Here is a 23,349-nt window from a genome sequence, read left to right as displayed (position 1 = left end):
CTTTCTTCTTGCCCCGGCGGGGTTTTCATCCGCCCGAAACGGTCCAGATCTTCACCCATGACCGAACCCGCCCCACAAGCCGCCATCGCGCACGACACCGATCCCGCCCTGCATCCGGCAGAAAATTTCATCGCCGCCGCGCTCGCCCGGCTGACAAGCGGCGTGCGCGACCGGCGCAGCGATTTCCACGTGATCGGCCTCGCCACCACCGGGGCGGACGGCGGGCCCCGCCTGCGCAGCGTCGTGCTGCGCGGCCGCGCGGCGCAGGGCGGACAGATCACCTTCCACACCGATGCGCGCTCCGCCAAATTCGCCGAGCTGAGCCGCGATGGCCGCGCCGCGCTCCTCGCCTATTCACACGCCGCGAAGCTGCAAATCCGCATCGAAGGCCGGGTGACGCTGCATCACGACGATGAAGAGGCCTCCGCCATCTGGCGCGCCCTGCCCGAGGGCGCGCGCCAGATCTACCGCGCGGAACTGCCGCCGGGCACCGAAGCCGCGGCCGACCGTCTCGATCAGACCCTGAGCCTGGAGGCGGCCGCCCGGCATTTCGCCGTCTGCCACCTGCGCCCCGCGCTGTATGATGTTCTGTGGCTGCGGCCGGAAGGCCACCGCCGCGCCATCGGCACGCTCGATGGCGCGGGCGCTCTGGCGGCGCGCTGGGTCGCCGCCTGACCCTGGCCGCGCCTCGGCCTCAGGCCGCCGGCGGCGCGGTCCGCGCGAAGGCCGGCTCGCGCGCGAAGGCGGCGAACCACGCGGCCAGCGCCGGGCAGGCTTTCCGCCAGTCATGCGCGGCGAGGCGGAAATCGAGATAGCCCAGCGCGCAGCCCACCGCGATCGAGCCGATATCCAGCATCCGGCCCGGCGGGTCCTGTTCGAGCACGGCCAGCGTCCGCTCGATCGCCTGCATCTGCCGCTCCATGAACGCCGCCCGCGCCGCTTCCTTCGGCTTCAGGCTTTCCATGCGGATGCCCACGGCGGCGTCGAGAATGCCATCGCCCATTGCCTGATAGCGCAGCGCCGTCCAGCGGGCCGACCCGCTGCCCGGAAACAGCGGCAACGCATCGCCGATCTGGTCGAGATATTCGCAGATCACCCGGCTGTCGAACAGCGCCACCCCCTCGTCGGTCACCAGGCACGGCACTTTCGACAGCGGGTTGTTCGCGGTCAGCGCCGCCGGGCTCTCATGCGGGTTGGTCGGGATCAGCTCGATCCGCTGGTCGATCTCGCGGGCGATCGCGCAGGCCATCACCTTGCGGACATACGGGCTGGTGACGGAGTGAAACAGCTTCATGTGTCGGACTTCCTTCTGCTGGCGGCACCGGTCGCATCCCGGGCCGCCGATACCGTTACGCGAGGGGCGGCGCCGGCCGCGATCCATCGCCGCTCAGTCGCCGCGCACGACGTTCCAGCCGGTTTTCGCAACCTGCAGGAACACGTCGTGCATCCGGTGGGCGCGCTGGTCGGCGGCATTGCCGGCCAGCGCGCGGGCATACACCCCCTCGACGATCGCCGCCGAGCGGAACAGCGAGAAGCCGAGGAAGAAGCGCCAGTTCTCGATCCGCTCTCGCCCGGTCCGCCGGCAATAAAGCTCCAGCGCCTCAGCCTCGCTCATCAGCCCGAGCGCGGCGAGATCGACCCCCTGATATCCCGCCATCGCCGGCCCCGAGCCGGGCGGCAGGTGGTAGGACATGCAGCAATAGGCGAGATCGGCGAGCGGATGGCCGATGGTCGAAAGCTCCCAGTCCAGCACCGCGAGAATGCGCGGCTCGGTCGGGTGAATCATCATGTTGCCGAGGCGGAAATCGCCATGCACGATGGAACTCTCGTCGCGCTCGGGAATATTGCCGCGCAGCCACGCGATCAGATTGGCCATCGGCGCGAAATCCTCGGTCTTCGAGGCTTCGTACTGCTTGGTCCACCGCTCGATCTGGCGCGCGACATAATGGTCCGGCCGGCCGAATCCGGCGAGCCCCACCGCCTCGTACTCCACCATGTGCAATGCGGCGATGGTCTCGATGATCTGCCGGTGGATCGCGCCGCGCTCCTGCGGCGCGAGCCCGGGCATCATCACGTCGTGGAACACCCGGCCCGCCACATGGCCCATCACGTAGAACTCGGTGCCGATCACCGCGGCGTCGGTGCAGTAATGCAGCATCGGCACCACCGGCACCGCGCTCGCGGCCAGCGCGCTCTGGATGCGATATTCGCGGTCGATCTGGTGCGCCGAGGGCAGCAGCGTTCCCGGCGGCTTCTTGCGCAGCACGTAGTTCCGCCCCGGCGTCTCGATCAGGTAGGTCGGGTTGGACTGCCCGCCCTGGAACTGGCGGATCGCGGCCGGCGGAGCGAAACCGTCGACATTGGCGGCCAGATAGGCGAACAGCGCCGCCTCGTCGATCCTGTGCTGCGGCAGCATCTCGACAAGACGCGGCTGGTTGTCCGTGCTCATCCGGTTTCCTCCTCCGAAACGGCCGGGAAAATCGGCGGCGGGCGGCGCGCTGTCAAGCGGCAGTGCCCCAGCCGTATCCGCTCTGCCGCTTGGGGACTTGCATAACCCGCGCGCACCTCGCACAGTTGGGTCAAATCGATCGTCCAGCAGAATCAGACCACGAGGGAAATGCCACCATGGAGTTCCGCTATTCCGCCAAGACCGAGGCTCTGCGCCAGCGCGTTGCCGACTTCATGGCCGAGCACGTCTATCCCAACGAACAGGCGCTGTTCCACACCGCCCACACCCAGGCCGACCAGTGGAAGCCGCTGGAACTGCTGCAGGACATCAAGCAGAAAGCCAGGGCGGCGGGGCTGTGGAACCTGTTCCTCCCCGAATCCGAGCACGGCGCCGGGCTGACCAATGTCGAATACGCGCCGCTCGCCGAAATCATGGGCCGCTCGCCCTTCGGCCCGGAAGCCTTCAACTGCTCCGCCCCCGATACCGGCAACATGGAAGTGCTGACCCGCTACGGCACGCAAGAGCAGCGGGAAACCTGGCTGAAGCCGCTGCTGGCCGGAGAAATCCGCTCCGCCTTCGCGATGACCGAGCCGCGCGTCGCCTCGTCGGATGCAAAGAACATCGAAACCTCGATCCGCCGCGAGGGCGACGAATACGTCATCGACGGCCATAAATGGTGGACCTCCGGCGCGCCCGATCCGCGCTGCCGCATCCTGATCGTGATGGGCCAGTCCGATCCGGAAAACCCCGACCCCTACAAGCGCCAGTCGATGATCCTGGTGCCCTTCCCGCATCCGGGTGTCACGATGAAGCGCGCCCTGCCGGTGTTCGGCGATGTCGACGCCCCGCACGGCCATGCCGAGATGATCTTCGACAAGGTGCGGGTGCCCGCCACCAACATGCTGCTCGGCGAGGGCCGCGGCTTCGAGATCGCCCAGGGCCGCCTCGGGCCGGGACGCATCCATCACTGCATGCGCTCGATCGGCGCCGCCGAGCGCGCGCTGGAGCGCATGGTCCGCCGCCTCGAAAGCCGCACCGCCTTCGGCAAGCCGGTCATCGAGCAGAGCGTCTGGCGCGAGCGCATCGCCGAAAGCCGCATCATGATCGACCAGGCCCGCCTGCTCACCCTCAAGGCCGCCCAGATGATGGACACGGTGGGCAACAAGGAAGCCCGCGCCGAAATCGCCATGATCAAGGTCGTCGCCCCAACGTCGCCTGCAAGGTGATCGACTGGGCGATCCAGGCCTTCGGCGGCGGCGGCGTCGCCGATACCTGGCTCTCCTCGGCCTATGCCCACCAGCGCACGCTGCGCCTCGCCGATGGGCCGGACGAGGTGCATCGCGACCAGCTCGCCCGGCTCGAACACCGCCGCTACCGCAACACCGATCCGGCGCGCACCGGCGGCTATCCGAACGTGCTGATCGCGGACGGGCTGTCGGAACCGGGCCAGGCCTGATGCGCGCGATCCGCTGCGAGGCGTGGGGCGGGCCGGAAACGCTTCTCCTGCGCGACCTGCCCGATCCCGTCCCGCAGGCGGGCGAGGTGCTGATCCGGGTGCGCGCCGCCGGGGTGAATTTCCCCGACGTGCTGATCATCCAGAAAAAATACCAGGTCCAGCCCGAACTGCCCTTCACCCCCGGCGCCGAAATCGCCGGGGAGATCGAGGCGGTCGGCGAGGGTGTCGCCGGCTACAAGCCGGGGGACCGCGTGCTCGCCCTCTGCTCCACCGGCGGATTCGCTGAAAAGATCGCGATCGACGCGCATCGCTGCGTGCCGGTGCCGGACAGCGTCTCCTTCGAGGTCGCCGCCGGGCTGATGCTCGCCTTCGGCACCTCGCACCACGCCGTGGTCGATCGCGGCGAGATCAAGCCCGGCGAGACGATCCTGGTGCTCGGTGCCGCCGGCGGCGTCGGCCTCGCCGCGGTCGACATCGCCAAGGCCAAGGGTGCGAGGGTCATCGCCGCCGCCTCGTCGGCGGAAAAGCTCGAACTCTGCCGCGCCCACGGCGCCGACGCCCTCATCAATTACACGACCGAAGACCTGCGCGCCGCGATCCGCGAACATACCGGCGGCAAGGGGCCGGACGTGATTTTCGATCCCGTCGGCGGCAAGCTCGCCGAGCCCGCCTTCCGCTCGATCGCCTGGCGCGGCCGCTACCTCGTCATCGGCTTCGCCGAGGGCACCATCCCCGCCCTGCCGCTCAACCTGCCGCTGCTCAAGGGCGCGTCGCTGGTCGGCGTGTTCTGGGGCGAGTTCGCCCGCCGCGAGCCGAAGAACCAGATCCGGATGATGGAAGACCTGTTCGCCATGCTGGCGCGCGGCGAAATCCGCCCGCTGGTGTCGAAAACCTACCGCCTCGAGCAGACGGAAGACGCCCTGCGGGACATGGCGGCGCGCCGCGTCACCGGCAAGATCGTGATTCTGCCATGAAGGATTTCCACAACCGGGTTGCCGTCATCACCGGCGCGGGCAGCGGCTTCGGCCGCGAATTCGCCCGCATCGCAGCCAGCCGCTTCATGCGCCTGGCTTTGGCCGACATCCAGCCCGACGCGCTGGAGGCCACCGCCGCCGAGCTGCGCGCCGCCGGCGCCGAGGTGCTCACCGAACGCCTCGATGTCAGCGACGCCGCAGCGATGGAGCGCTTCGCCGATGCGGTCTTCGCGCGATACGGCAACGCCCATCTGCTGTTCAACAATGCCGGGGTCGGCGGCGGCGGGCTGCTCTGGGAACATTCCGTGCGCGACTGGCAATGGGTGCTCGGCGTCAATCTCTGGGGCGTGATCCACGGCGTGCGCTGCTTCGTCCCCCGCATGATCGCGAATGGCGAGGAGGGCCACATCGTCAACACCGCCTCCGTCGCCGGGCTGGTCGCCGCCCAGACGATGGGGGTCTACAACGTCTCCAAGCACGGCGTCGTCGCCCTGTCCGAAACCCTGTTCCAGGATCTGCGGATCGCCGGGGCGAAACTCGGCGTCACCGTGCTCTGCCCCGCCTTCGTCGATACCGGCATCAAGGACGCGGCGCGCAACCGCCCGGCCGAACTCGCCAACGACGCGCCGCCGACGGCGAGCCAGCGCCTCGCCGAGGAACAGACCCGCAAGGCCGTCACCTCGGGCCGCCTCGGCGCCGCCGATGTCGCCGCCCGCACCTTCGACTGCATCGAGCAGAACCGCTTCTACTGCCTGACCCACCCGAAAATTCTCGGCACGGTCGAATTGCGGATGCAGGACATTCTCAACCAGCGCAACCCGAGCGATCCGTTCTCGCTGAAGCGCGACGTCGCCTTCAAGGCCCCGCCCGACGCCACAACCGCCTGACCCCGCGTCAGAAATGCTGCCAGCCGGCCCGCCCGAGCGGAACCGGCTGGCCCGTCTCGTCGATCACCCGCACCTCCGCCGCCCCCGCCACGAACCGGCCGATCCGCGTCAGCGGCACCGGCGCGCAGGCCGCCTCCAGCGCCGCCGCCCGCCCGGACGGCGCCGCGAGCAGCAACTCGTAGTCATCGCCACCGGTCAGGATCGTCGCGCGCCAGCCCATCCCCGCCGCCCGCGCCGCGTCCGACAGCGGCACAAGCCCCGCCTCGATCACCGCACCGCACCCCGACGCCCGGCACACATGGCCGAGATCCTGCACCAGCCCGTCCGAGACATCGATCGCGGCGGTCGCGATCCCGGCCAGCGCCAGGCCGGTGCGCGGTGTGGGCAGCAGCCGGCGGGCCCGAAACACACCGGTCGGATCGGCAATCCCGCCGCGCGCCGCGTGCAGCCCGAGCACCGCATCGCCGATCGTGCCGGTCACGAACACCGCATCCCCCGGCCGCGCGCCGCCGCGCCGCAGCGCGGTCCCAGGTTCGAGACTGCCGATCATGGTGATCGCGGTGGTCACCGGCCCGGGGGTGGACGAGCTGTCGCCGCCCCACAGCCGCACCCCGAATTCCGCCTGGTCGGCCGCCAGCCCCGCGGCGAATCCCGCGAGCCAGGCTTCCGGCGTCTCCGCCCGCAGCGCCGTGGCGAGCAGATACCCCTCCGGCCGCGCCCCCATCGCGGCAAGGTCGGACAGGTTCCGGCGCATCAGCTTGCGGGCGACGAGATCGGGCGGATCGTCGGGCAGGAAATGCACGCCCTCGATCATCTGGTCGACCGTGAGCACCGCCTGAAGCCCGGCGGGCGGTGTCCACAGCGCGGCGTCGTCGGCAAGTCCCAGCCCCTCGGCCGCGGCGAGCGGCGCGAAATACCGGGCGATGCGGCCGAACTCGCCGCTCACCTCAAGCCCGCTCACCTCAAGCCCGGGCCTCGCCGGCGAACTCGCCCTCCCGCAGCGTGCGGGCGATCCGGTCGAGCACGGCATTGCCCATCTGCACCGCCTCGCCTTCGAGAAACCCGTGCGCCACGTCGAGATACTCGTTGATGACGACGCGCGCCGGCGGCCCGTCGGTCATCCACAGCTCGGCGCCGGCGGCGCGCAGCAGCGCGCGCAGCACCGGGTCGAGCCGCGGCATCGGCCAGGCCTCCGGCAGCACCCCGGCGATCAGCGGATCGACCACGTCCTGCTGCGCCGTCGCGGTGCGGACGATGCGCGAGAACAGCGGCACGTCCGGCGGCGCCACCTCGCTCTCCCCGGCATCGAGCAGCCCGGCCATCCGCCCGAAGCGATGGCGGACGAACTGGTCGATCACGGTTTCCGCCGTCTCCCCGGCATGCTCGCACTGATAGAGCGCCTGCACCGCGGCGGCCCGCGCCAGGGTGCGCGGCCGCGCGCCTTTCGCTGCGGGCTTCATGCGAGGCCCATCCGCCGCGCGAGCGCGATCTGCCGCAGGCAGGCCGAAGCCGCCTCCGCCCCCTTGTTCGAGCCCGTCTCGGCGGAGCGCGCTTCCGCCTGCGCGAGCGTATCGACGGTGAGCAGCGCCGTCCCGAGCGGCGCGGCGTGGTCGATCGCCACCTGCATCAGCCCGTTCATCGCCGAATCGCAGATGAACTCGTAATGATCGGTCTCGCCGCGCACGACGCAGCCGAGCGCCACATAGCCGTCGAACCGCGCCCGCCCGCGCAGCGCGATGGCGAGCGCCTGCGGCAGCTCGAACGCGCCGGCGACATCCACCGTCTCGATCGTCGCATTGGCGCGGCCGAGCAGCATCACCGCCGCATCGGTCATCCCGTCGACGACCTGGCGATAATACGGCGCGCGGATCAGCAAGACGCGCGGCGCCGGGCCCGGCACGTCCGGCACCTCGGCTTCGGGGGCATCGGCGGTGCTCATGACCTCGCGGGCTCCTCGATCGGCAGTTGTTCGACGATGTTCAGCCCGTAGCCCTCAAGCCCGACCACGGCGCGCTTGTGGTTCGACAGCAGCACCATGTCGCGCACGCCGAGATCGGCGAGAATCTGCGCGCCCACGCCATAGTCGCGCAGCACCGCCCCGGTGCGCGCCCCGCCGACGATCTGCTGCAACCTTGAGGACACCGCATCCGGCCGCGCCTCGCGGATCAGCACGACGACCCCCCGGCCCGACTGCGCGATCTGCGCCATCGCCCGCCGGAGATCGCGGATATGGTCGCCGCCCAGAATATCGTCGATGGTGCTGACCGCGTGCATCCGCACCAGCACCGGCTCGTCGGCGGCGATATCGCCCTTGACGAGGGCCACATGCTCGACCCGGTCGATCGTGTTCTCATAGACCACGCTGCGCCATTGCTGGCCGGCGCCATCGGTGATCATCCCGTCGCCCGCGCGCCGCACCAGCTTCTCCATCCGCCGCCGATAGGCGATCAGGTCGGCGATCGTGCCGAGCTTGAGGTTGTGATACTGCGCGAACGACACGAGGTCCGGCAGCCGCGCCATCGTCCCGTCATCGTTCATGATCTCGCAGATCACCCCGGCCGGGGTCAGCCCGGCGAGCCGCGCGATATCCACCGCCGCCTCGGTGTGCCCGGTGCGCACCAGCGTGCCGCCGTCGCGCGCCATCAGCGGAAAGATATGCCCCGGCGTCACGATGTCCGCCGCCCCGCATTCCGGGTTGATCGCCACCGCGACGGTGCGCGCCCGGTCGGCGGCGGAAATCCCCGTCGTCACCCCCTCGCGCGCCTCGATCGACACGGTGAAGGCGGTTTCGTGCCGCGACCCGTTCGACTGCGCCATGAGCTTGAGCCCCAGCGTCTCGCAGCGCGCCCGCGTCAGCGCGAGGCAGATCAGCCCCCTGGCGTGCCGGGCCATGAAATTCACCGCATCCGGTGTGGCGAACTGCGCCGGGATCACGAGGTCGCCCTCGTTCTCGCGGTCCTCGTCATCCACCAGGATGAACATGCGCCCCGCCCGCGCCTCCTCGATGATCTCCTCGGCCGATGCCAGATATTCCTGCAACGACGCGGTCTTCAGATGGTCCATCAGCCTGCCTCCGCCAGCCGCGCCACATAGCGCGCCAGCATGTCGATTTCGATATTCACCGCATCGCCCACCGCCAGCGTGGCGAAACTGGTATGCGTTTCCGTGTGCGGGATGATGTTCACCCCGAATTCCGCGCCGTCAACCTCGTTGACCGTGAGCGACACGCCATTGACCGCAACGCTGCCCTTCGGCGCGATGAAACGGGCGAGGTCGCGCGGCACGCCGAAGCGCCACCGCGTCGAACCGCCCTCCGGCCGCGTCGAGACCACCTCGCCCAGCCCGTCGACATGGCCGGAGACGACATGCCCGCCCAGCTCGTCGCCTATCCGCAGCGCCCGTTCGAGATTGACCGCCGTCCCCGCCCGCCAGGTGCCGAGCGTCGTCTTCGACAGCGTCTCCCCCGAAACCTCGACGGCGAACCAGTCCGCCCCCCGCTCGATCACGGTCAGGCAGCAGCCCGAACACGCGATCGACGCGCCGAGCGCCACCTCGCCGATCCCCGCCCAGGCGGGGTTTCCCGCCGGCACGCCGATCACAAGCCGCGTATCCGTCGCCGCCCCGCCGGGCCGCACCTCGCGCACCGCGCCAACCCCGGTGATGATCCCGGTGAACATCGCTCAGTCCCTCCGATAGCGCGCGCGGCGGTCGCCGCCGCACTGCGTTTCGCCAAGGCGCGCGAACCGCGCCGCCGCCGCCGGCGTCTCGATGCCGAATCCCGCCACCGCGCCGATCCCGTCATCGCCGATCACGATCGGCGCGGTGAACCATTCCAGCCGGTCCACCAGATCGGCGCGGATCAGCGCGGCCGCAAGAGTGCCGCCGCCCTCGGCCAGCACGCGGGTCAGCCCCGCCGCCCCCAGCGCGGCGAAGGCCGCGCCGAGATCGACGCCCACCGGCGCCGCCGGCACCTCGAACAGGCGCGCGCCCAGCGCCAGCAGCGCCGCCCGCCGCGCCGGGTCGGCGCCGTCGCGATGCACGATCCACAGCGGATCGCGCGCCGCCCCGCGCGCCAGCCGGCCATCCAGCGGAATCCGTAAATGCGAATCCACGATCACCCGCACCAGCGGGCGCGCCCGGAATCCCTCGATCCGGCAGGTCAGCTCCGGGTCGTCGGCCAGCACCGTGCCCACCCCGACCATCACCGCGTCGTGCATCCCCCTCAGCGCGTGGCCAAGCTGGCGCGCCGCCGCCCCGGTGATCCACTGGCTTGCCCCGGTCCGGGTCGCGATCTGCCCGTCGAGCGAGGTCGCGAGCTTGAGCGTCACCAGCGGCCGCCCGGCGCGCACCCGCAGGATGAACCCGGCATTGATCTCCGCCGCCTCCGCTTCCCCCACCCCCGTCACCACCTCGATCCCCGCGGCGCGCAGCCGGGCGATGCCCGCGCCATCGGTCCGCGGGTCGGGATCGGTCATGGCGATGACGACGCGCGCGATCCCGGCGGCGATCAACGCCTCCGCGCAGGGCGGGGTCCGGCCATGATGGGCGCAGGGTTCGAGCGTGACATAGGCGGTCGCCCCGCGCGCCGCGTCCCCGGCCATGGCCAGGGCCTCGGTTTCCGCGTGCGGCCGCCCGCCGGGCGCCGTCCGTCCGCGCCCGACCACCCTTCCCTGCCGCACGATCACGCAGCCGACACTCGGATTGGGCGAGGTCTCGCCCAGGCCGCGCCGGGCGAGCGCGAGGGCGGAACGCATCGGGGCCAGATCGTCCATGCCTATTTCGGCTGGTCCATCGTGCCAAGGAAAGCCTTGAAATCCTTGGTTTCACGAAAATCGCGATAGACCGAGGCGAAGCGCACATACGCCACCGCGTCGACCTCCTTCAGCGTATCCATCACCAGCTCGCCGATCTCGCTCGAAGGAATTTCCGCCTCGCCCGAGGCTTCGAGCTTGCGGACGATGCCATTGACGATCCGCTCGATCCGCTCGTCATCCACCGGCCGCTTGCGCAGCGCGGTACGAATCGAGCGGGCCAGCTTGTCGCGGTCGAAACCGACCCGTCGCTGATCCGCCTTGATCACCACCAGCTCGCGCAGCTGCACCCGCTCGACGGTGGTGAAGCGCTGGCTGCATTGCGGGCAGAAGCGCCGGCGGCGGATGGCGGTGCCATCTTCCGCCGGCCGGCTGTCCTTCACCTGGGTGTCGGCCTCACCGCAGAACGGGCAGCGCACCGCGCATTCACCGGTAGATCGGGAACCGGGCGCAGAGGTCCAGCACCTTGGCGCCCACCGCCGCCTCGACCGCGTCGTTCGCGCCGTCGTTGGAGGCAGAAAGCCCGTCCAGCACCTCGACGATGAACCGGCCGACCATGCGGAACTCCTCGGTCCCGAACCCGCGGGTCGTCGCCGCCGGCGTGCCGAGGCGAATGCCCGAGGTCACCGCCGGCTTCGCCGGGTCGAACGGGATCGCGTTCTTGTTCGCGGTCATGTGCGCGCGCTCGAGCGAGGCCTCCGCCGCCTTGCCCGTCACGTTCTTCGGCCGCAGATCGACCAGCACGAGATGGCAGTCGGTGCCTCCGGTCACGATGTCGAGCCCGCCTTCGATCAGCGTCGCCGCCAGCACGCGGGCGTTCTCGGCCAGCGCCTTCTGATAGGCGCGGAAATCGGGGCGCAGCGCCTCGCCGAAGGCCACCGCCTTCGCCGCGATCACATGCATCAGCGGCCCGCCCTGCAAGCCGGGGAAGACGGCCGAGTTGAACTTCTTGCCGAGTTCGGGATCGTTTGACAGGATCATGCCGCCGCGCGGCCCGCGCAGGGTCTTGTGCGTCGTCGTGGTCACCACATGCGCGTGCGGCAGCGGCGAGGGGAAAATCCCCGCCGCGACCAGCCCGGCGAAATGCGCCATATCCACCAGGAAATACGCGCCGACCTCGTCCGCCACCTTGCGGATGCGGGCGAAATCGATGAAGCGCGGATAGGCCGAGCCGCCGGCGATGATCAGCTTCGGCCGGTGCGCGCGGGCAAGCTGCTCCAGCTCCTCGTAATCGAGCGTGCCATCCTCGCGCTTGACGCCATACTGCACGGCGTTGAACCACTTGCCCGACAGGTTCGGCGCCGCCCCATGGGTCAGATGCCCGCCGGCGGCCAGGCTCATGCCCAGAATCGTGTCGCCCGCGTTCAGCAGCGCGAGGAACACCGCCTGGTTCGCCTGCGCGCCCGAATGCGGCTGGACATTGGCGTAGGCGCAGCCGAACAGCTCGCGCGCCCGCGCGATCGCCAGCTCCTCGGCGACGTCAACCGCGGCGCAGCCGCCATAATAGCGCTTGCCCGGATAGCCCTCGGCATATTTGTTGGTCAGCACCGATCCCTGCGCCTCGAGCACCGCGCGCGAGACGATGTTTTCCGAGGCGATCAGCTCGATGCCGTCCTGCTGGCGGGCGAGTTCGCGGCCGATCGCGGCGGCGAGATTGGGATCGGTCTCGGCCAGCGAGGAGGTGAAGAAGCGCGCGATGTTCGCAATCGGGCTCTGCTCGTTCATGCTTTTGGCTCCGGATTGAGTTTGGCGACCCTGCCCTGATGCCGGCCGCCTTCGAACTCGGTGGTCAGAAACGCGTCGAGGGCTTCGAGCGCGACCACCTCGCCGGTCAGCCGCGCACCCAGCGCTAATATGTTGGCGTCGTTGTGCTGGCGCGAAAGCCGCGCCTCCGTCGCCGTATGGGCCTGGGCGCAGCGCACGCCTTCATGCCGGTTCGCCGCGATCGCCATCCCGATGCCCGACCCGCAGACCAGCAGCCCGAACCGCGCCGCCCCGGCCTCGATGCGCGCGCTCACCGCATGGGCGATGTCGGGATAATCGACGCTCGCCGGCGAATTGGTGCCGCAATCGACCACGTCCCACCCCGCCTTGCGCGCGGCCTCCGCCAGCCGGTCCTTCAGTTCGTACCCGGCATGATCGGCGCCGACCACCAGTGTCCTTGTCTCGCTCATTGCGGCGGCTTAGCACGCCCCGCCCCGCCGCGAAACCGGATTTGCGCCCCTCCGCCATGTCATGCGGCGCACACAACCGTCCCATGGGGTTGCGGGATCGCCGCCGATCCGCTAATGCGCCTCCCACGGCGGACCCGTAGCTCAACTGGATAGAGCACCAGACTACGAATCTGGGGGTTAGGAGTTCGAGTCTCTTCGGGTCCGCCATATGTCGCGATGCTGGCGCACGCCGCCCGACCTCGCCCACCGGACCTTGCCAATCCCGGCCGCCGCGCCAGCTCCGCCGCATCGGGTTCATTTCAGGGGATGTCCTTCATGGCCGATACCGCGCCGATCGACCCTCGCCTTCTCGAAGTCCTGGTCTGCCCGCTGACCAAGGGCAAGCTGATCTACGACCGCGAGGCCGCCGAGCTGATCAGCCCCACCGCGGGCCTCGCCTTCCCCGTGCGCGACGGCATTCCCATCATGCTGGTCGACGAAGCCCGCCAGATCGAGCCGTGACCGCGCCCGAACCCACCGAGCTGCGCCTGCGCCGCGCCGAGCGGGTGCTGGAGATCAGCTTCGCCGACGGCGCGCATTTCGCGCTCGATGCCGAATATCTCCGCGTCGAGAGCCCGAGCGCCGAGGTTCAGGGCCACAGCCCCGCCGAGCGCCAGCTCGTCGCCGGCAAGCGGGGCGTCGGCATCACCCGGCTGGAACCCAACGGCCACTACGCCGTGCGGATCACCTTCGACGACGGCCATTCCACCGGCATCTATTCATGGGACTACCTGCACCGGCTGGGCCGCGAGCACGCCCAGCGCTGGGCCGCCTATCTCCAGGCGCTCGACGCCGCCGGACTGCGGCGCGACACCCCATAAAATCCCTCCCGCACCCGGTTCCGCGCCCCATTTCACGCACCCATGCGTGCGACTGGCTTGCACCGGCGCCGTTGTCTATCATCTAGTGAGGCATAGAAACGGATCATGACCATGGATCATCTGACAGACCCCGATGCGCGGCGCCCGGCCGGCGCCGACGCCCAGATCATCGAAGGCAGCCAGGCCACCTTCATGGCCGATGTCGTCGAGGCATCGCGCAAGGTGCCGGTGCTGGTCGATTTCTGGGCGACCTGGTGCGGCCCCTGCAAGACCTTGACGCCGACGCTCGAAAAGGTGGTGCGGGCCTACGGCGGGCGCATCCGCCTGGTCAAGATCGACATCGACCAGAACCGCGCCCTCGTCCAGCAGCTCGCCAGCCTCGGCCTGCCGCTGCAATCCGTCCCCACCGTCGCCGCCTTCTGGCAGGGACAGATCGCCGACCTGTTCCAGGGCGCGCTGCCGGAAAGCGACGTGCGCCGCTTCGTCGACGCCCTGCTCAAGGCCGCCGGCTCGTCCGCCCCCTCGGCGGACCTGATCGCCCAGGCCCGCGCGGCGATGGAGGGCAACCGGGCGGAGGAAGCCGCATCGCTCTTCGGCGCCGCGCTCGATGAGGATGAAAACCGCCCCGAGGCCTGGGCCGGCCTGGTCCGCGCCCTGATCGCCCTCGGCGCGGACGACCGCGCGGCCGCCATCCTCGCCGAAATCCCGCCCGCCCTCGCCGATCACGCCGAAATCACCGCGGCGAAAACGGCGCTCTCTGTGGCGCGCGAGGGCCGCGCCGCCGCCCGCCAGCTCGCCGAGCTGCAACAGAAGCTCGCGGCGAACGAAAACGATCACGACTCCCGCCTCGCTTTGGCGGTCGCGCTGAACGCGACCGGCAACCGCACCGAGGCCGCCGACGCTTTGCTCGACATCATGCGCCGCCAGCGTGGCTGGAACGACGACGCCGCCCGGCTCCAGCTCCTCAAGTTCTTCGACGCCTGGGGCGTTGACGACGCCGACACGATGGCCGCCCGGCGCAAGCTCTCCGCGCTGTTGTTCAGTTGAGTTCTCTGTTCGGCATGTCAGGCGCTCACGCGCGGCTGGAAGGGGTGCCGGAAGTCTTTCCGGTCTTTCCCCTCACCGGCGCCGTGCTGTTTCCCGGCGGGCGGCTGCCGCTCAACATCTTCGAGCCGCGCTACCTCGCGATGGTGGACGACGCGATGGCCGCCGGCCGCCTGTTCGGCATGATCCAGCCCCTGCCGGACGCGCCGCGCACCGAGCACGGCCCGGCCATCCACCGCGTCGGCTGCCTCGGCCGGATCACCGCCTTCAGCGAGACCGAGGATGGCCGCTACCTCATCACCCTGACCGGGCTGATGCGCTTCGAGGTCGTCGAGGAGGCCGAAATGCGCCGCGGCTACCGGCGGGTGCAGGGCGATGTCTCCGCTTTCCGCGACGATGTCGCGGCCCTCTCCGGCAACCCCGTGGACGACGCCGCGCCGGTGACCCGCGCCATGCTGGTCGAGGCGCTCGGCCACTATTTCGAGGCAACCGGAATCGATGCGAACTGGGACGCGATCGAGGAAATTTCCGACGAGGCCCTGATCGTCACGCTCTGCATGGCCTGCCCCTTCAGCCCGGCGGAAAAACAGGTGCTGCTCGAGGCGAAAAACGAGGCCGAGCGGGCGGAAGCCCTGCTGGCGATCCTCGAGATCAACGCCCGCCGCGGCTGAACACCGGCCGCCAGAGCGCGTCACCCGGCGCGTCACCCGGCCCGGCACGCCGGACAATCCGCCGCCCCTGCCGGACATACCGCCCAGCCATACCGCTCAGACATGCTGGGCCTGCTTCTCGGCGAGACGCCAGATATAGGCGATGATCTCCGCAACCGTCCGGTAGTGCTCGGGCAGGATTTCCGATTCCAGCTCCTGCTGGAAGAGCGCGCGCGCCAACGGCGGATTCGGCACGATCGGAATCCGCGCATCGCGCGCGAGATCGCGGATGCGCGCGGCCTGCTCGTCCACGCCCTTGGCGACGATCTTCGGCGCCTCCGCCTGCCCGGGCCGATATTCGAGCGCGACGGCATAATGCGTCGGGTTGGTCACCACCACGGCCGCCCGCGTCATCGCCACCTGCAGGCTCCGCTTGGCCAGCGCGGTCTGCGCCGCCTTGATCCGCGCCTTGATCCGCGGATCGCCCTCCATTTCCTTCTGCTCGTCCTTGATCTCCTGCTGCGACATCTTCGTCGATTGGGAAAACCGCCGCCGCGTCATGACGAAGTCGAGCGGCCCGGCAATCGCCTGGATGGCCAGGGCCCCGCCCAGCATCGCCACGATCGAGCCAAAAATCGCCCGGACCAGCGCGATGTCCGAGCCGACCAGCAGCGTCTCGATCCCGCGCAGCCGGTCCGCCATGACGACATAGAGCGCGCCGCCGATCGCGACGAGCTTGAGAATGGTCTGCGCCGAAACCCCGAGGCTCTGGGCGCCGAACATCCGGGTCAGCCCGGTCAGCGGGTTCAGCCGCGCGAAGTTGAACCCGACGGCCGACATGTTGAGCTTCATCCCCGTCTGCAGCAGCGTGACGATCGCCGCCGCCAGCACCATCGCCGCGGCGAGCGGTAGAACGACCCCCGCCGCCGCCACCGCGACCTGCGATGTCGCCCGGCCGAGCGACGCGCCGGCATCGATGGTCGCGGCTCGCGTGAACAGCGAGGCGAGAACCCTCACCAGATGATCGGCGGACGCGGGCAGCCTGCTGCTGGTATAAACAAAGGCAACCGCCAGCCCCGCGAGGGCCGCGACCTCGCGCGACGCGCCCTGGCCATGATCGCCGAGCGCCTTCGCCAGCCGGGTTGGCGTGGCGGCTTCGGTTTTACTTTCCTTGTCGTCATCCATGGCCGGACGGCCTCATCCGACGCCACCGGGCCCGGCCGGCGGTCCTACCAGCCGGCATAGGCCCGCAGCAGCGGCAGCGTCGCATCATGCCAGACCGAGATCATCGGCGAGGCGAGAAAGGCCAGCAGCGCCGTCCCGCCAAGCAGTTGCAGCGGAGCGGCGATGAAGAAGACCTGGATGTTCGGCGCCGCTTTCGACATCAGGCCGAGCCCCGCCTGCCAGACCAGGCCGATGAAGAGAAATGGTGCCGCGAGATGCAGGGCTGCAACGAATTCCGCCGAAACCGCCTTCACCGCGAGGTCCAGCAGCACGCCGGCGGCCGGCAGATTCGCCCCCCCGAGTCCGGCAGGCAGCGGCAGGGTGCGGAACGAGCGGACGATCGCCAGCACCGGCAGCAGGAAGATCCCGCTGGCAAAGACGAGGGCGGGCAGCAGCAATCCCATCGCATTGGCGATGACGGTGCTGTTCGGCCCGATCGTCGAATTGGGCAGCAGCACGCTCGAAAGGCCGATCTGGTAGGAAATGATCTGCCCGGCAACCGGCAGGCTCAGCAGGATCGCCCCGGTCAGCCAGCCGAGCGAAAGGCCGATGACGATCTCCCGCAGGATCTCGAGCGCAAAGACCAGGATCGATGCCGGCACGCCAGGCATCGCCCCGCCGATCAGCGGCACGACGATCGCGGTCAGCGCCACCGACAGCCCGATGCGCAGCTGCGCCGGCGCGGTGCCGTTGCCGGTGAACGGCACGGCCATGACGAGGCTCGAAATCCGGACCAGCACCAGCAGCGGACCATAGACCAGATTGGCCAGATCGTGCGGGAACACGGCTAGCCCACGTGGATCATGGCGCTGAAGATCTGGTGGGCGAACGCAGCGAGCGTGCTGAACAGGAACCCGCCCATGACCATCAGCGTGCCGACCACGGCGGCGATCTTCGGCAGGAACGAAATGGTCGCCTCGTTGATCTGGGTCACCGCCTGCAACAGCGATATCACGACGCCCGAAACCAGCGAGGCGATCAGCGGCGGCGCCGACAGTTTCGCCGCGACCACCAGCGCCGCATGCAGCGTGGTGATCACCGCCGGATCGGTCATGCCCTGCATGCGCGATCCCGCAACGCCGCGCCACACCCGGGCATGCCGGCGCGGACCAGGAGCCGGCGCGCGCGCTGGGGCCGAACGATCATGGTCAGATCGGCATGTTCATGATCGACTGATACGCCGTGATCAGCCGGTCGCGGATCGCGACGGTCGTCTGCAGCGCCACCTGCGCCTGCGCGACCGAGGCGACGACATGGGTGAGATCGCCATTGCCCAGCAGCCCCGCATTCGCCGCCGTCTCGGTCGAGGCGCTCTGATGGACGGCGCTGGTGACGACATTGGAGACGAAATCGCCGAAGCTCGGCCCGGCCGACGATCCCGGCCCGGCAACGCGCCCATAGGCCGAAAGGGCGCTGGAAGGGCTGACCAGCCCGCTGATGGTGCCCGACATCAGATCAGCCCCAGCGTGCGGGTCATCATGCCGCGCGTCGCGTTCATCACCGAGAGATTGGCGTCATACGACCGCTGCGCCTGCTGCATGTCCATCAGTTCCACGAGGCTGTTGACGTTCGGCATCTTGACGTAGCCCTGTGCGTTGGCCGCCGGGTTGGACGGATCGTATTTCATCGGGAACGGCGTCTTGTCCCGGCCGATCGCCGCGACCTCGACGACATTGGTCCCGGCCGCCTGGCTGTAGACGTCCTGAAACGCGATCGTCTTGCGCTGATAGGGGTTGCCGCCGGGGGTGGAGCTTGTGCTGTCGGCGTTCGCGAGGTTCTGCGCGATCACCTGCAGGCGGGAATTCTGCGCGGAGAGAGCCGCCGCCGAAATGTCCAGCGTGGTACCGAATTTCATGATGATATCCCCCGATTACGGGTTGGGGCCAAGTGCCGTCGTGAACATGCCGAGATAGGTCTTGTAGATGTTCACCGCGTATTGCTGGTTGATCTGGTTCCCGGCGATCGCCGCAAGCTGGCTTTCGAGCGAGACGCCGTTGCCGTCCGGCGACTTCGCCGCGACCGTCGCGATCCGGGTCGAGAAGGACTGGCCGGCCGGCGAGGGAATGTCATTGGCGCTGGTCGTGACCATCGCCAGATTGCCGCCCCCGTTCAGCACGTTCGAAAGGCAACCGGCGCCTTCGGCACGTAGCCCGGCGTGTCGGTATTGGCGATGTTGCCCGCCAGAACGGACTGCGACTGCGCCAGATACACCAGCCGGTCGGCCGCAAGGCCGAGTAGATTCAAGGTCATTTTGCCCTCCGAAACCCGAACGGAAAATGCCACCCAAAGGTTAACGAACAGTCAAGGAACAACGCCGGCGATTTTTTTATTTCCTGGACGCAAAGATCATGAAATCAATATTTAATTAACCTTTTTACCGTCATGTCACCGCCAAGACCGCGCCTCCCCCGATTCGGCGGGGCGGCGATCCGGTCGATCGGATCCGGAGACCTTCATGCGATGAGCATGGCACAAATCGGCAGCGTCATCATCGCGCTCGGGGCGGTTCTGCTCCTGATCGCGATCGCCGCCTTCCTTCTGCGCAAGCTGCGCTCCGGCCGCGCGCTCGCCGGCCTCGCGGCGGCGTGGGGCGTTTCGGGCCAGACCCTGTCCTGCCGGGTGGGCCGCGGCACCACGCTCTCGATCGTCACCCTCGGCGGGCATCGCTTCGCGGTGCTGAACGGCCCGAGAACCGACCAGTTGCAGCTCCTCCCGCCCTCCGAACCCGGCAGCACCGCGCCATGATGACGCGCCTCCTGCGCCTCGCCGCGCTGTCGGTGGCCGGTCTCGGCCTCGCGCTGCTGGTCTTCCCGCATGTGGCGAGCGCGCAATCGGTGGATTTCCATCTCGGCTCGGGCAGCGCGCCCGAAACCGCGAAGCTCGTGCAGCTCATCCTGCTCATCGGCATCCTGTCGCTGGCGCCGAGCCTGCTGGTGATGCTGACCGCCTTCACCCGGATCGTCATCGTCCTGAGCCTGCTGCGCACGGCGCTCGGCACGCAGACCACGCCGCCGAACTCGGTGCTGATCGGCCTCGCCCTCTTCCTGACCTATTTCGTGATGGCGCCGGTCTTCGCGCAATCCTGGCATGTCGGCCTCCTGCCGATGACACAGGGCGATGTCGGCACGATCGAGGGGCTGAAACTGGCCGCCGCCCCCTTCCACACCTTCCTCGCCGACAATGCCCGCCCGGCCGATATCCGCGTGTTCCTCTCCCTCGCACATGTGAAACTCCCGGCGAACATGCAGGACGTGCCGTGGCGCGTGCTCATCCCCGGCTTCGTCGTCGGCGAATTGCGCCGCGGCTTCGAGATGGGCTTCATGATCTTCCTGCCCTTCATGGTCATCGATATCGTGATTTCCTCGATCCTGATGAGCCTCGGCATGATGATGCTGCCGCCCACCGCGGTCTCCATGCCGTTCAAGATCATCTTCTTCGTCCTGGTGAATGGCTGGCAGCTCGTCTGCGGTAGCCTGGTGCGAAGCTTCCCGCCCATCCATTTCTAGTGTCCCGAAGCTGAAATCCAGCCGCCGCGATCAGGCCGGCTCCAGCGGGATCGCGAGGCGGAACTGGGTGCCCCGGTCGCCCGTCGCCACCAGCGACAGCTCGCCGCCATGCGCGCGGACCAGATCGCGCGCGATGGCAAGGCCGAGCCCGGTTCCGCCGCTGCGCGCAGAGCCGGTAAAGGGGCGGAACAGATTGGCCCGCGCGCGCTCCGGCAGGCCCGGCCCGTCATCGCCGATCTCGATCAGCAACTGCCCGGCCTCCACCCTGCCGCTGACAACGATCCGCCCGGCCCGGCCTCGGCGGCGTTGCGCATGAGGTTGAGCAGCGCGCGCTGGATCTGCGTGCGGTCGAGCATCGGCGCGATATCCTCCGGCACGTCGATCCCGATCACGAGCCCCTCGTGCAACAGGCGCGTCTGCCCCGCCACCTCGCCCACCAGCTCCGCGAGCGGGCAGGCCGCCCGCAGCAGCGGCGGCGGCCCCTCGCGGGCGAAGCCGAGCGTATGGGTCACAAGCTCCGTCGCCCGCTCGACCGCGTCGACCAGCGTCGCCGCGCCGCTGCGGATGGCGGGATCGGCGCTGCCCGAAAGCCGGTCGGCGACGAGCAGCGCGGTCGAGAGGATGTTGCGCAGGTCGTGGCTGATCTTCGCCACCGCCGTGCCCAGCGCCGCCAGCCGCGCATTGCGCCACAGCGCCGCGCGCAGCTCGGTCTGCATCGTCGCAAGCTCGCGCGCGGCGATGGCGATTTCATCATCCCTGAGCGGCGCGCCAGCGGCCAGGGCCAGCGGCGCCGCGTGCTCCGGGTCCTCGCGGAAGCGGGCGATGCTCTCGGTCAGGCGCCGCATCGGCAGCACCAGCACACGGTTGAGCACGAGATAGACCACAAGCCCGTCAGCAGCGCGATCGCCACCGACAGCGCGGCGATATGCTCGACATAGCGCCACAGATGCGCCGCGAGAACCGGATTATGCACCACGATCTGCACGATCACGCCATGCTGCAACGGGCTCGGCGCGGTCACCAGCACATCGCGCGGCGCCAGGCCGAACTGCACCTCGATCGCCCGGATCACCGAGCCGAACAGCGTTTCATGCGCGAGGTTGATCGCCCCTTCCGCGTGAACGGTGCCGCGCGGCGGCAACACCAGAATGCTGCGCCCCCCCTGCGCCAGCCGGATCGCCTCGGTGCCCGAAAGCCGCAGCAATTCGTTGCGGGTCGACAGGTCGACAACCCCGTGCGGCGCCGCCGAAACCGTCAGCGCCGCCAGATGCGCCTCGGTCACCCGGTTCATCAGCCAGGCGCTGCGCTCGCGCCCGAGACTGGGCAGCAGGATCATCACCTCGGTCAGCAGCGTGACGATCACCGTCAGCCAGAGCAGCCTTGCCGACAGGCTGTGGCCGATCCAGCGCCCGAAGACTTTGCGCAACGCGCTCAGGCGGCCTCCGCCCGGAAGGCGGCGCGCCCGGCCTCGAACAGCCGGTCGAGAAAGGCGCGGTCGGCATAGGCGCGCGATTCCGGCGAAAGCCCAGCCAGCGCCCGGTCGGCCGGATATTCGACGAAGTCGAGACCGGCCGGCAGCAGCGCACACTCGGCGTCGATCGCGGTCTGGAACGCCAGCTCCTGCACCCGGTTGAGAATATCCGCCGGCTGGCTCGGCACCCCCGCCCGCAGCCGGCTCTGCGCGCGGATCAGCACCAGCCGCTCCGGCGCCAGCTCCAGCAGCGGCGCGAGCGGCGGGTTGCCCGAATAGGCCCCGTCCCAATACGCGACCCCCTCGATCATCACCGGCGGGAACAGCGTCGGCAGGCAGGACGAGGCCAGCAGCGCGTCAACGGTGACGTCGTCATTGGTGAAAATCCGGGCGCGTCCCGATTCCACCGCGGTCGCGGCGATGAACAGGCGCGGCGCCGCCGGCGCGCGCAGCGCCTCGCGGTCGAGCAGGTCGGCGATGATCGGGCGGAGCGGGTTCTGCCCCAGCGGGTTGACCGAGGCCTGGCCGAACAGGCTGAGGACCGTGGCGATCCCCTGCATCGCGAGGTTGCTGCCGAATTCGCGCCCCAGCTCGAAGCCCGGCAGCCAGCGGTCGAGATGCGAGGTCAGCGGTGCGAGCATGTTGGTGGCGACCACGCGGTCCCAGAACTGCGCCATCGCCGCCCGCGCCCCGTCCGCGCCGCCGCGCACCATCCCCTGCACCGCCATCGTGCCCAGAATCGCCCCGGACGAGACACCGCAAACGGCATCGAACGTCTCGCCCGCCGCCAGCAGCGCGTCGAGCACGCCCCAGGCATAGGCCCCGTGCGACCCGCCCCCCTGCAGGGCGAGCGCGGTTCGGCAACGGCGTCGCGCCAGCGTCTTCATGGCCTCAATCTGCACGGTCGGAGCGGGGTTGGGCAAGCGGGGAACGATCTTTATCCCCCGCGCCACCGGCTTTGTTGACGCCGCCCCCCACAATGCCTATGACAACACCCAGCAGGAAGCCGCTCCGGACCGGTTGCGGCATCCTATCTGTTTTCTGAATTCCACCGGCGTTTGCCTGCGGCAACCGCCTCACCGGCAGTCATCGGAGTTGAGACCGTGAAGCGCACCTACCAACCCTCCAAGCTCGTCCGCAAGCGTCGTCATGGCTTCGCTCGCGGATGGAAACCGTCGGCGGCCGCAAGGTCCTGGCGAACCGCCGCGCCAAGGGTCGGAAGCGCCTTTCCGCCTGATTCTTCCTCGCGTCCGCCCGGCGCCGCGCGCCTGCCTGCGCGGCCGGGCCGGGAACTGATCACGATCATGCGCGCCGCGCCCCTTCACTCCCTGCCCCAGCGTGCCGATTTCCTGCGCGCTGCGAGCCATGGGCGAAAGGCGGCGCGCCCCGGCTTTGTCGTGCAGATCCTGCAAACCACCCCCGGCGCTCCCCTCCGCCTCGGCCTGACCGCCAGCCGCAAGGTCGGCAACGCGGTCATCCGCAACCGCGCCCGGCGCCGGCTGCGCGCCCTCGCGCGCGAGGAACTGCGCGCCCGCGCGCTCAGCGGCGCCGACATCGTGCTGATCGCCCGCAAGGGCACCGCCGAAACCGATTTCGCCACCCTGCGGGCCGATCTCCGCGCGGTGCTCGATGCCGCCTTCCCCGCGCCCACCGCCCCGGCCGGCGCGCCGTGACTCCGGCGACGAAACTGCTGCGCGGCGGCGTGCGCGCCTACCAGCTCACCCTGTCTTCGGTGCTGGGCGGGCAATGCCGCTTCTATCCTTCCTGCAGCGCCTATGCGATGGAAGCCCTCGCGGTTCACGGCGCCCTGCGCGGCTCCGCCCTCGCCGCGCGGCGCATCCTG

General features: G+C 69.5%; 33 protein-coding genes, 1 tRNA gene and 2 pseudogenes. 14 read left to right on the top strand and 22 right to left on the bottom strand.

Annotation, left to right across the window (positions count from 1 at the left end; all coding sequences use genetic code 11):
- Positions 1-57: 57 nt before the first annotated feature.
- The gene (locus ACIDOCELLA78_RS93400) at positions 58-675 is read left to right on the top strand and encodes a pyridoxamine 5'-phosphate oxidase family protein (protein WP_201729403.1); all 618 of its coding nucleotides are present in this window, start codon (positions 58-60) and stop codon (positions 673-675) included.
- A gap of 19 nt (positions 676-694) precedes the next feature.
- On the opposite strand, the gene ACIDOCELLA78_RS93395 is transcribed toward ACIDOCELLA78_RS93400, so the two are convergent.
- The gene (locus ACIDOCELLA78_RS93395; RefSeq protein WP_201729402.1) at positions 695-1,294 is read right to left on the bottom strand and encodes a glutathione S-transferase N-terminal domain-containing protein; all 600 of its coding nucleotides are present in this window, start codon (positions 1,292-1,294) and stop codon (positions 695-697) included.
- Between the two features lie 93 nt (positions 1,295-1,387).
- Positions 1,388-2,449, bottom strand: coding sequence for a phosphotransferase (locus ACIDOCELLA78_RS93390; RefSeq protein WP_201729401.1), 1,062 nt, complete (start codon positions 2,447-2,449; stop codon positions 1,388-1,390).
- Positions 2,450-2,625: 176 nt separating this feature from the next.
- On the opposite strand from ACIDOCELLA78_RS93390, the pseudogene ACIDOCELLA78_RS93385 reads away from it, so the two are divergent.
- The 3 genes and pseudogenes from ACIDOCELLA78_RS93385 to ACIDOCELLA78_RS93375 all read left to right on the top strand — a co-directional run bounded on the left by ACIDOCELLA78_RS93385 (position 2,626) and on the right by ACIDOCELLA78_RS93375 (position 5,766).
- Positions 2,626-3,905 (top strand): annotated as a pseudogene (locus ACIDOCELLA78_RS93385) (acyl-CoA dehydrogenase family protein).
- Positions 3,905-4,879 (top strand): NADPH:quinone oxidoreductase family protein, encoded by a 975-nt coding sequence (locus ACIDOCELLA78_RS93380; RefSeq protein ID WP_201729400.1) that lies wholly within the window; start codon positions 3,905-3,907, stop codon positions 4,877-4,879. Before ACIDOCELLA78_RS93385 ends, ACIDOCELLA78_RS93380 begins: the two are co-directional and overlap by 1 nt.
- Positions 4,876-5,766 (top strand): SDR family oxidoreductase, encoded by an 891-nt coding sequence (locus tag ACIDOCELLA78_RS93375; protein WP_201729399.1) that lies wholly within the window; start codon positions 4,876-4,878, stop codon positions 5,764-5,766. Before ACIDOCELLA78_RS93380 ends, ACIDOCELLA78_RS93375 begins: the two co-directional genes overlap by 4 nt.
- 7 nt (positions 5,767-5,773) lie before the next feature.
- On the opposite strand, the gene thiL is transcribed toward ACIDOCELLA78_RS93375, so the two are convergent.
- From thiL to rpiB, 9 genes are read right to left on the bottom strand one after another with little or no spacing between them, the layout of a single operon-like run.
- Complete coding sequence (gene thiL / locus ACIDOCELLA78_RS93370) at positions 5,774-6,712, bottom strand: thiamine-phosphate kinase (RefSeq protein ID WP_201729426.1); 939 nt, start codon at positions 6,710-6,712, stop codon at positions 5,774-5,776.
- Between the two features lie 16 nt (positions 6,713-6,728).
- Positions 6,729-7,226 (bottom strand): transcription antitermination factor NusB, encoded by a 498-nt coding sequence (gene nusB, locus ACIDOCELLA78_RS93365; protein ID WP_201729398.1) that lies wholly within the window; start codon positions 7,224-7,226, stop codon positions 6,729-6,731.
- A complete protein-coding gene (gene ribH, locus ACIDOCELLA78_RS93360) occupies positions 7,223-7,705 on the bottom strand; it encodes a 6,7-dimethyl-8-ribityllumazine synthase (RefSeq protein ID WP_201729397.1) in 483 nt (160 codons plus the stop codon). The genes nusB and ribH overlap by 4 nt, the downstream gene beginning before the upstream one ends.
- Positions 7,702-8,829 (bottom strand): 3,4-dihydroxy-2-butanone-4-phosphate synthase, encoded by a 1,128-nt coding sequence (ribB, locus tag ACIDOCELLA78_RS93355; protein WP_201729396.1) that lies wholly within the window; start codon positions 8,827-8,829, stop codon positions 7,702-7,704. The genes ribH and ribB overlap by 4 nt, the downstream gene beginning before the upstream one ends.
- Positions 8,829-9,443 (bottom strand): riboflavin synthase, encoded by a 615-nt coding sequence (locus tag ACIDOCELLA78_RS93350; protein WP_201729395.1) that lies wholly within the window; start codon positions 9,441-9,443, stop codon positions 8,829-8,831. Before ACIDOCELLA78_RS93350 ends, ribB begins: the two co-directional genes overlap by 1 nt.
- Positions 9,444-9,446: 3 nt before the next feature.
- Complete coding sequence (ribD, locus tag ACIDOCELLA78_RS93345; RefSeq protein WP_201729394.1) at positions 9,447-10,538, bottom strand: bifunctional diaminohydroxyphosphoribosylaminopyrimidine deaminase/5-amino-6-(5-phosphoribosylamino)uracil reductase RibD; 1,092 nt, start codon at positions 10,536-10,538, stop codon at positions 9,447-9,449.
- 2 nt (positions 10,539-10,540) lie between these two features.
- Complete coding sequence (nrdR, locus tag ACIDOCELLA78_RS93340; protein ID WP_174503902.1) at positions 10,541-10,996, bottom strand: transcriptional regulator NrdR; 456 nt, start codon at positions 10,994-10,996, stop codon at positions 10,541-10,543.
- A gap of 7 nt (positions 10,997-11,003) precedes the next feature.
- Positions 11,004-12,302 carry a serine hydroxymethyltransferase gene (gene glyA, locus ACIDOCELLA78_RS93335; RefSeq protein WP_201729393.1) on the bottom strand — a complete coding sequence of 433 codons (1,299 nt, stop codon included), beginning with the start codon at positions 12,300-12,302 and terminating at the stop codon, positions 11,004-11,006.
- Positions 12,299-12,751, bottom strand: a complete 453-nt coding sequence (gene rpiB / locus ACIDOCELLA78_RS93330) for a ribose 5-phosphate isomerase B (protein ID WP_201729392.1) — start codon at positions 12,749-12,751, stop codon at positions 12,299-12,301. The genes glyA and rpiB overlap by 4 nt, the downstream gene beginning before the upstream one ends.
- Before the next feature lie 130 nt (positions 12,752-12,881).
- On the opposite strand from rpiB, the gene ACIDOCELLA78_RS93325 reads away from it, so the two are divergent.
- The 5 genes from ACIDOCELLA78_RS93325 (at position 12,882) to ACIDOCELLA78_RS93305 (ending at position 15,326) form a co-directional block, all read left to right on the top strand.
- A tRNA-Arg gene (locus tag ACIDOCELLA78_RS93325) sits at positions 12,882-12,958 on the top strand.
- 108 nt (positions 12,959-13,066) lie between these two features.
- A complete protein-coding gene (locus ACIDOCELLA78_RS93320; protein ID WP_174503899.1) occupies positions 13,067-13,252 on the top strand; it encodes a Trm112 family protein in 186 nt (61 codons plus the stop codon).
- Entirely contained in the window at positions 13,249-13,611 is a 363-nt protein-coding gene (locus tag ACIDOCELLA78_RS93315) for a gamma-butyrobetaine hydroxylase-like domain-containing protein (protein ID WP_201729391.1), read from the top strand. Before ACIDOCELLA78_RS93320 ends, ACIDOCELLA78_RS93315 begins: the two co-directional genes overlap by 4 nt.
- A 111-nt stretch (positions 13,612-13,722) precedes the next feature.
- A complete protein-coding gene (locus tag ACIDOCELLA78_RS93310; RefSeq protein ID WP_201729390.1) occupies positions 13,723-14,658 on the top strand; it encodes a tetratricopeptide repeat protein in 936 nt (311 codons plus the stop codon).
- Positions 14,659-14,672: 14 nt separating this feature from the next.
- The gene (locus ACIDOCELLA78_RS93305; protein WP_201729389.1) at positions 14,673-15,326 is read left to right on the top strand and encodes an LON peptidase substrate-binding domain-containing protein; all 654 of its coding nucleotides are present in this window, start codon (positions 14,673-14,675) and stop codon (positions 15,324-15,326) included.
- A gap of 96 nt (positions 15,327-15,422) precedes the next feature.
- Here the strand turns inward: ACIDOCELLA78_RS93305 and ACIDOCELLA78_RS93300 are convergent, their stop codons facing one another.
- From ACIDOCELLA78_RS93300 to ACIDOCELLA78_RS93270, 7 genes are all read right to left on the bottom strand, one after another.
- Positions 15,423-16,490, bottom strand: a complete 1,068-nt coding sequence (locus ACIDOCELLA78_RS93300; protein WP_201729388.1) for a flagellar biosynthesis protein FlhB — start codon at positions 16,488-16,490, stop codon at positions 15,423-15,425.
- A gap of 44 nt (positions 16,491-16,534) precedes the next feature.
- Positions 16,535-17,314, bottom strand: coding sequence for a flagellar biosynthetic protein FliR (locus ACIDOCELLA78_RS93295; RefSeq protein ID WP_201729387.1), 780 nt, complete (start codon positions 17,312-17,314; stop codon positions 16,535-16,537).
- A 2-nt stretch (positions 17,315-17,316) separates the two neighbouring features.
- Positions 17,317-17,592, bottom strand: coding sequence for a flagellar biosynthetic protein FliQ (locus ACIDOCELLA78_RS93290; protein WP_249676423.1), 276 nt, complete (start codon positions 17,590-17,592; stop codon positions 17,317-17,319).
- An 85-nt stretch (positions 17,593-17,677) separates the two neighbouring features.
- Complete coding sequence (locus tag ACIDOCELLA78_RS93285; RefSeq protein ID WP_201729386.1) at positions 17,678-17,980, bottom strand: flagellar hook-basal body complex protein FliE; 303 nt, start codon at positions 17,978-17,980, stop codon at positions 17,678-17,680.
- Positions 17,980-18,384, bottom strand: coding sequence for a flagellar basal body rod protein FlgC (gene flgC, locus ACIDOCELLA78_RS93280; RefSeq protein ID WP_201729385.1), 405 nt, complete (start codon positions 18,382-18,384; stop codon positions 17,980-17,982). The genes ACIDOCELLA78_RS93285 and flgC overlap by 1 nt, the downstream gene beginning before the upstream one ends.
- A 15-nt stretch (positions 18,385-18,399) precedes the next feature.
- The gene (locus ACIDOCELLA78_RS93275; protein ID WP_249676420.1) at positions 18,400-18,645 is read right to left on the bottom strand and encodes a hypothetical protein; all 246 of its coding nucleotides are present in this window, start codon (positions 18,643-18,645) and stop codon (positions 18,400-18,402) included.
- Positions 18,639-18,779, bottom strand: a complete 141-nt coding sequence (locus tag ACIDOCELLA78_RS93270; RefSeq protein WP_249676417.1) for a flagellar basal body protein — start codon at positions 18,777-18,779, stop codon at positions 18,639-18,641. Before ACIDOCELLA78_RS93270 ends, ACIDOCELLA78_RS93275 begins: the two co-directional genes overlap by 7 nt.
- 210 nt (positions 18,780-18,989) lie before the next feature.
- On the opposite strand from ACIDOCELLA78_RS93270, the gene ACIDOCELLA78_RS93265 reads away from it, so the two are divergent.
- The gene (locus tag ACIDOCELLA78_RS93265; protein WP_201729384.1) at positions 18,990-19,274 is read left to right on the top strand and encodes a hypothetical protein; all 285 of its coding nucleotides are present in this window, start codon (positions 18,990-18,992) and stop codon (positions 19,272-19,274) included.
- On the top strand, positions 19,274-20,035 hold the full coding sequence (gene fliP / locus ACIDOCELLA78_RS93260; RefSeq protein WP_201729424.1) for a flagellar type III secretion system pore protein FliP: 762 nt from the start codon (positions 19,274-19,276) through the stop codon (positions 20,033-20,035). The genes ACIDOCELLA78_RS93265 and fliP overlap by 1 nt, the downstream gene beginning before the upstream one ends.
- Before the next feature lie 30 nt (positions 20,036-20,065).
- Here the strand turns inward: fliP and ACIDOCELLA78_RS93255 are convergent, their stop codons facing one another.
- The 4 genes from ACIDOCELLA78_RS93255 to ACIDOCELLA78_RS93240 are packed head-to-tail and all read right to left on the bottom strand — an operon-like array spanning position 20,066 to position 22,408.
- Positions 20,066-20,284, bottom strand: a complete 219-nt coding sequence (locus ACIDOCELLA78_RS93255) for a sensor histidine kinase KdpD (protein WP_249676412.1) — start codon at positions 20,282-20,284, stop codon at positions 20,066-20,068.
- Positions 20,278-20,907 carry a hypothetical protein gene (locus ACIDOCELLA78_RS93250; RefSeq protein WP_249676409.1) on the bottom strand — a complete coding sequence of 210 codons (630 nt, stop codon included), beginning with the start codon at positions 20,905-20,907 and terminating at the stop codon, positions 20,278-20,280. The genes ACIDOCELLA78_RS93255 and ACIDOCELLA78_RS93250 overlap by 7 nt, the downstream gene beginning before the upstream one ends.
- On the bottom strand, positions 20,868-21,461 hold the full coding sequence (locus tag ACIDOCELLA78_RS93245) for a hypothetical protein (RefSeq protein WP_249676406.1): 594 nt from the start codon (positions 21,459-21,461) through the stop codon (positions 20,868-20,870). The genes ACIDOCELLA78_RS93250 and ACIDOCELLA78_RS93245 overlap by 40 nt, the downstream gene beginning before the upstream one ends.
- 5 nt (positions 21,462-21,466) lie before the next feature.
- On the bottom strand, positions 21,467-22,408 hold the full coding sequence (locus ACIDOCELLA78_RS93240; protein WP_249676403.1) for a patatin-like phospholipase family protein: 942 nt from the start codon (positions 22,406-22,408) through the stop codon (positions 21,467-21,469).
- A 201-nt stretch (positions 22,409-22,609) separates the two neighbouring features.
- On the opposite strand from ACIDOCELLA78_RS93240, the pseudogene rpmH reads away from it, so the two are divergent.
- The 3 genes and pseudogenes from rpmH to yidD form a co-directional block, all read left to right on the top strand.
- Positions 22,610-22,743, top strand: a pseudogene (gene rpmH / locus ACIDOCELLA78_RS93235) (50S ribosomal protein L34).
- A 67-nt stretch (positions 22,744-22,810) separates the two neighbouring features.
- Positions 22,811-23,179 carry a ribonuclease P protein component gene (rnpA, locus tag ACIDOCELLA78_RS93230; RefSeq protein WP_201729382.1) on the top strand — a complete coding sequence of 123 codons (369 nt, stop codon included), beginning with the start codon at positions 22,811-22,813 and terminating at the stop codon, positions 23,177-23,179.
- A partial coding sequence (yidD, locus tag ACIDOCELLA78_RS93225; protein ID WP_201729381.1) for a membrane protein insertion efficiency factor YidD occupies positions 23,176-23,349 on the top strand: 174 nt, incomplete at its 3' end. The genes rnpA and yidD, both read left to right, overlap by 4 nt.

This window comes from Acidocella sp. C78, assembly GCF_907164655.1.
The sequence above is the reverse complement of the archived record's forward strand: the minus strand, read 5'-3'. Positions and strand labels throughout refer to the sequence as shown.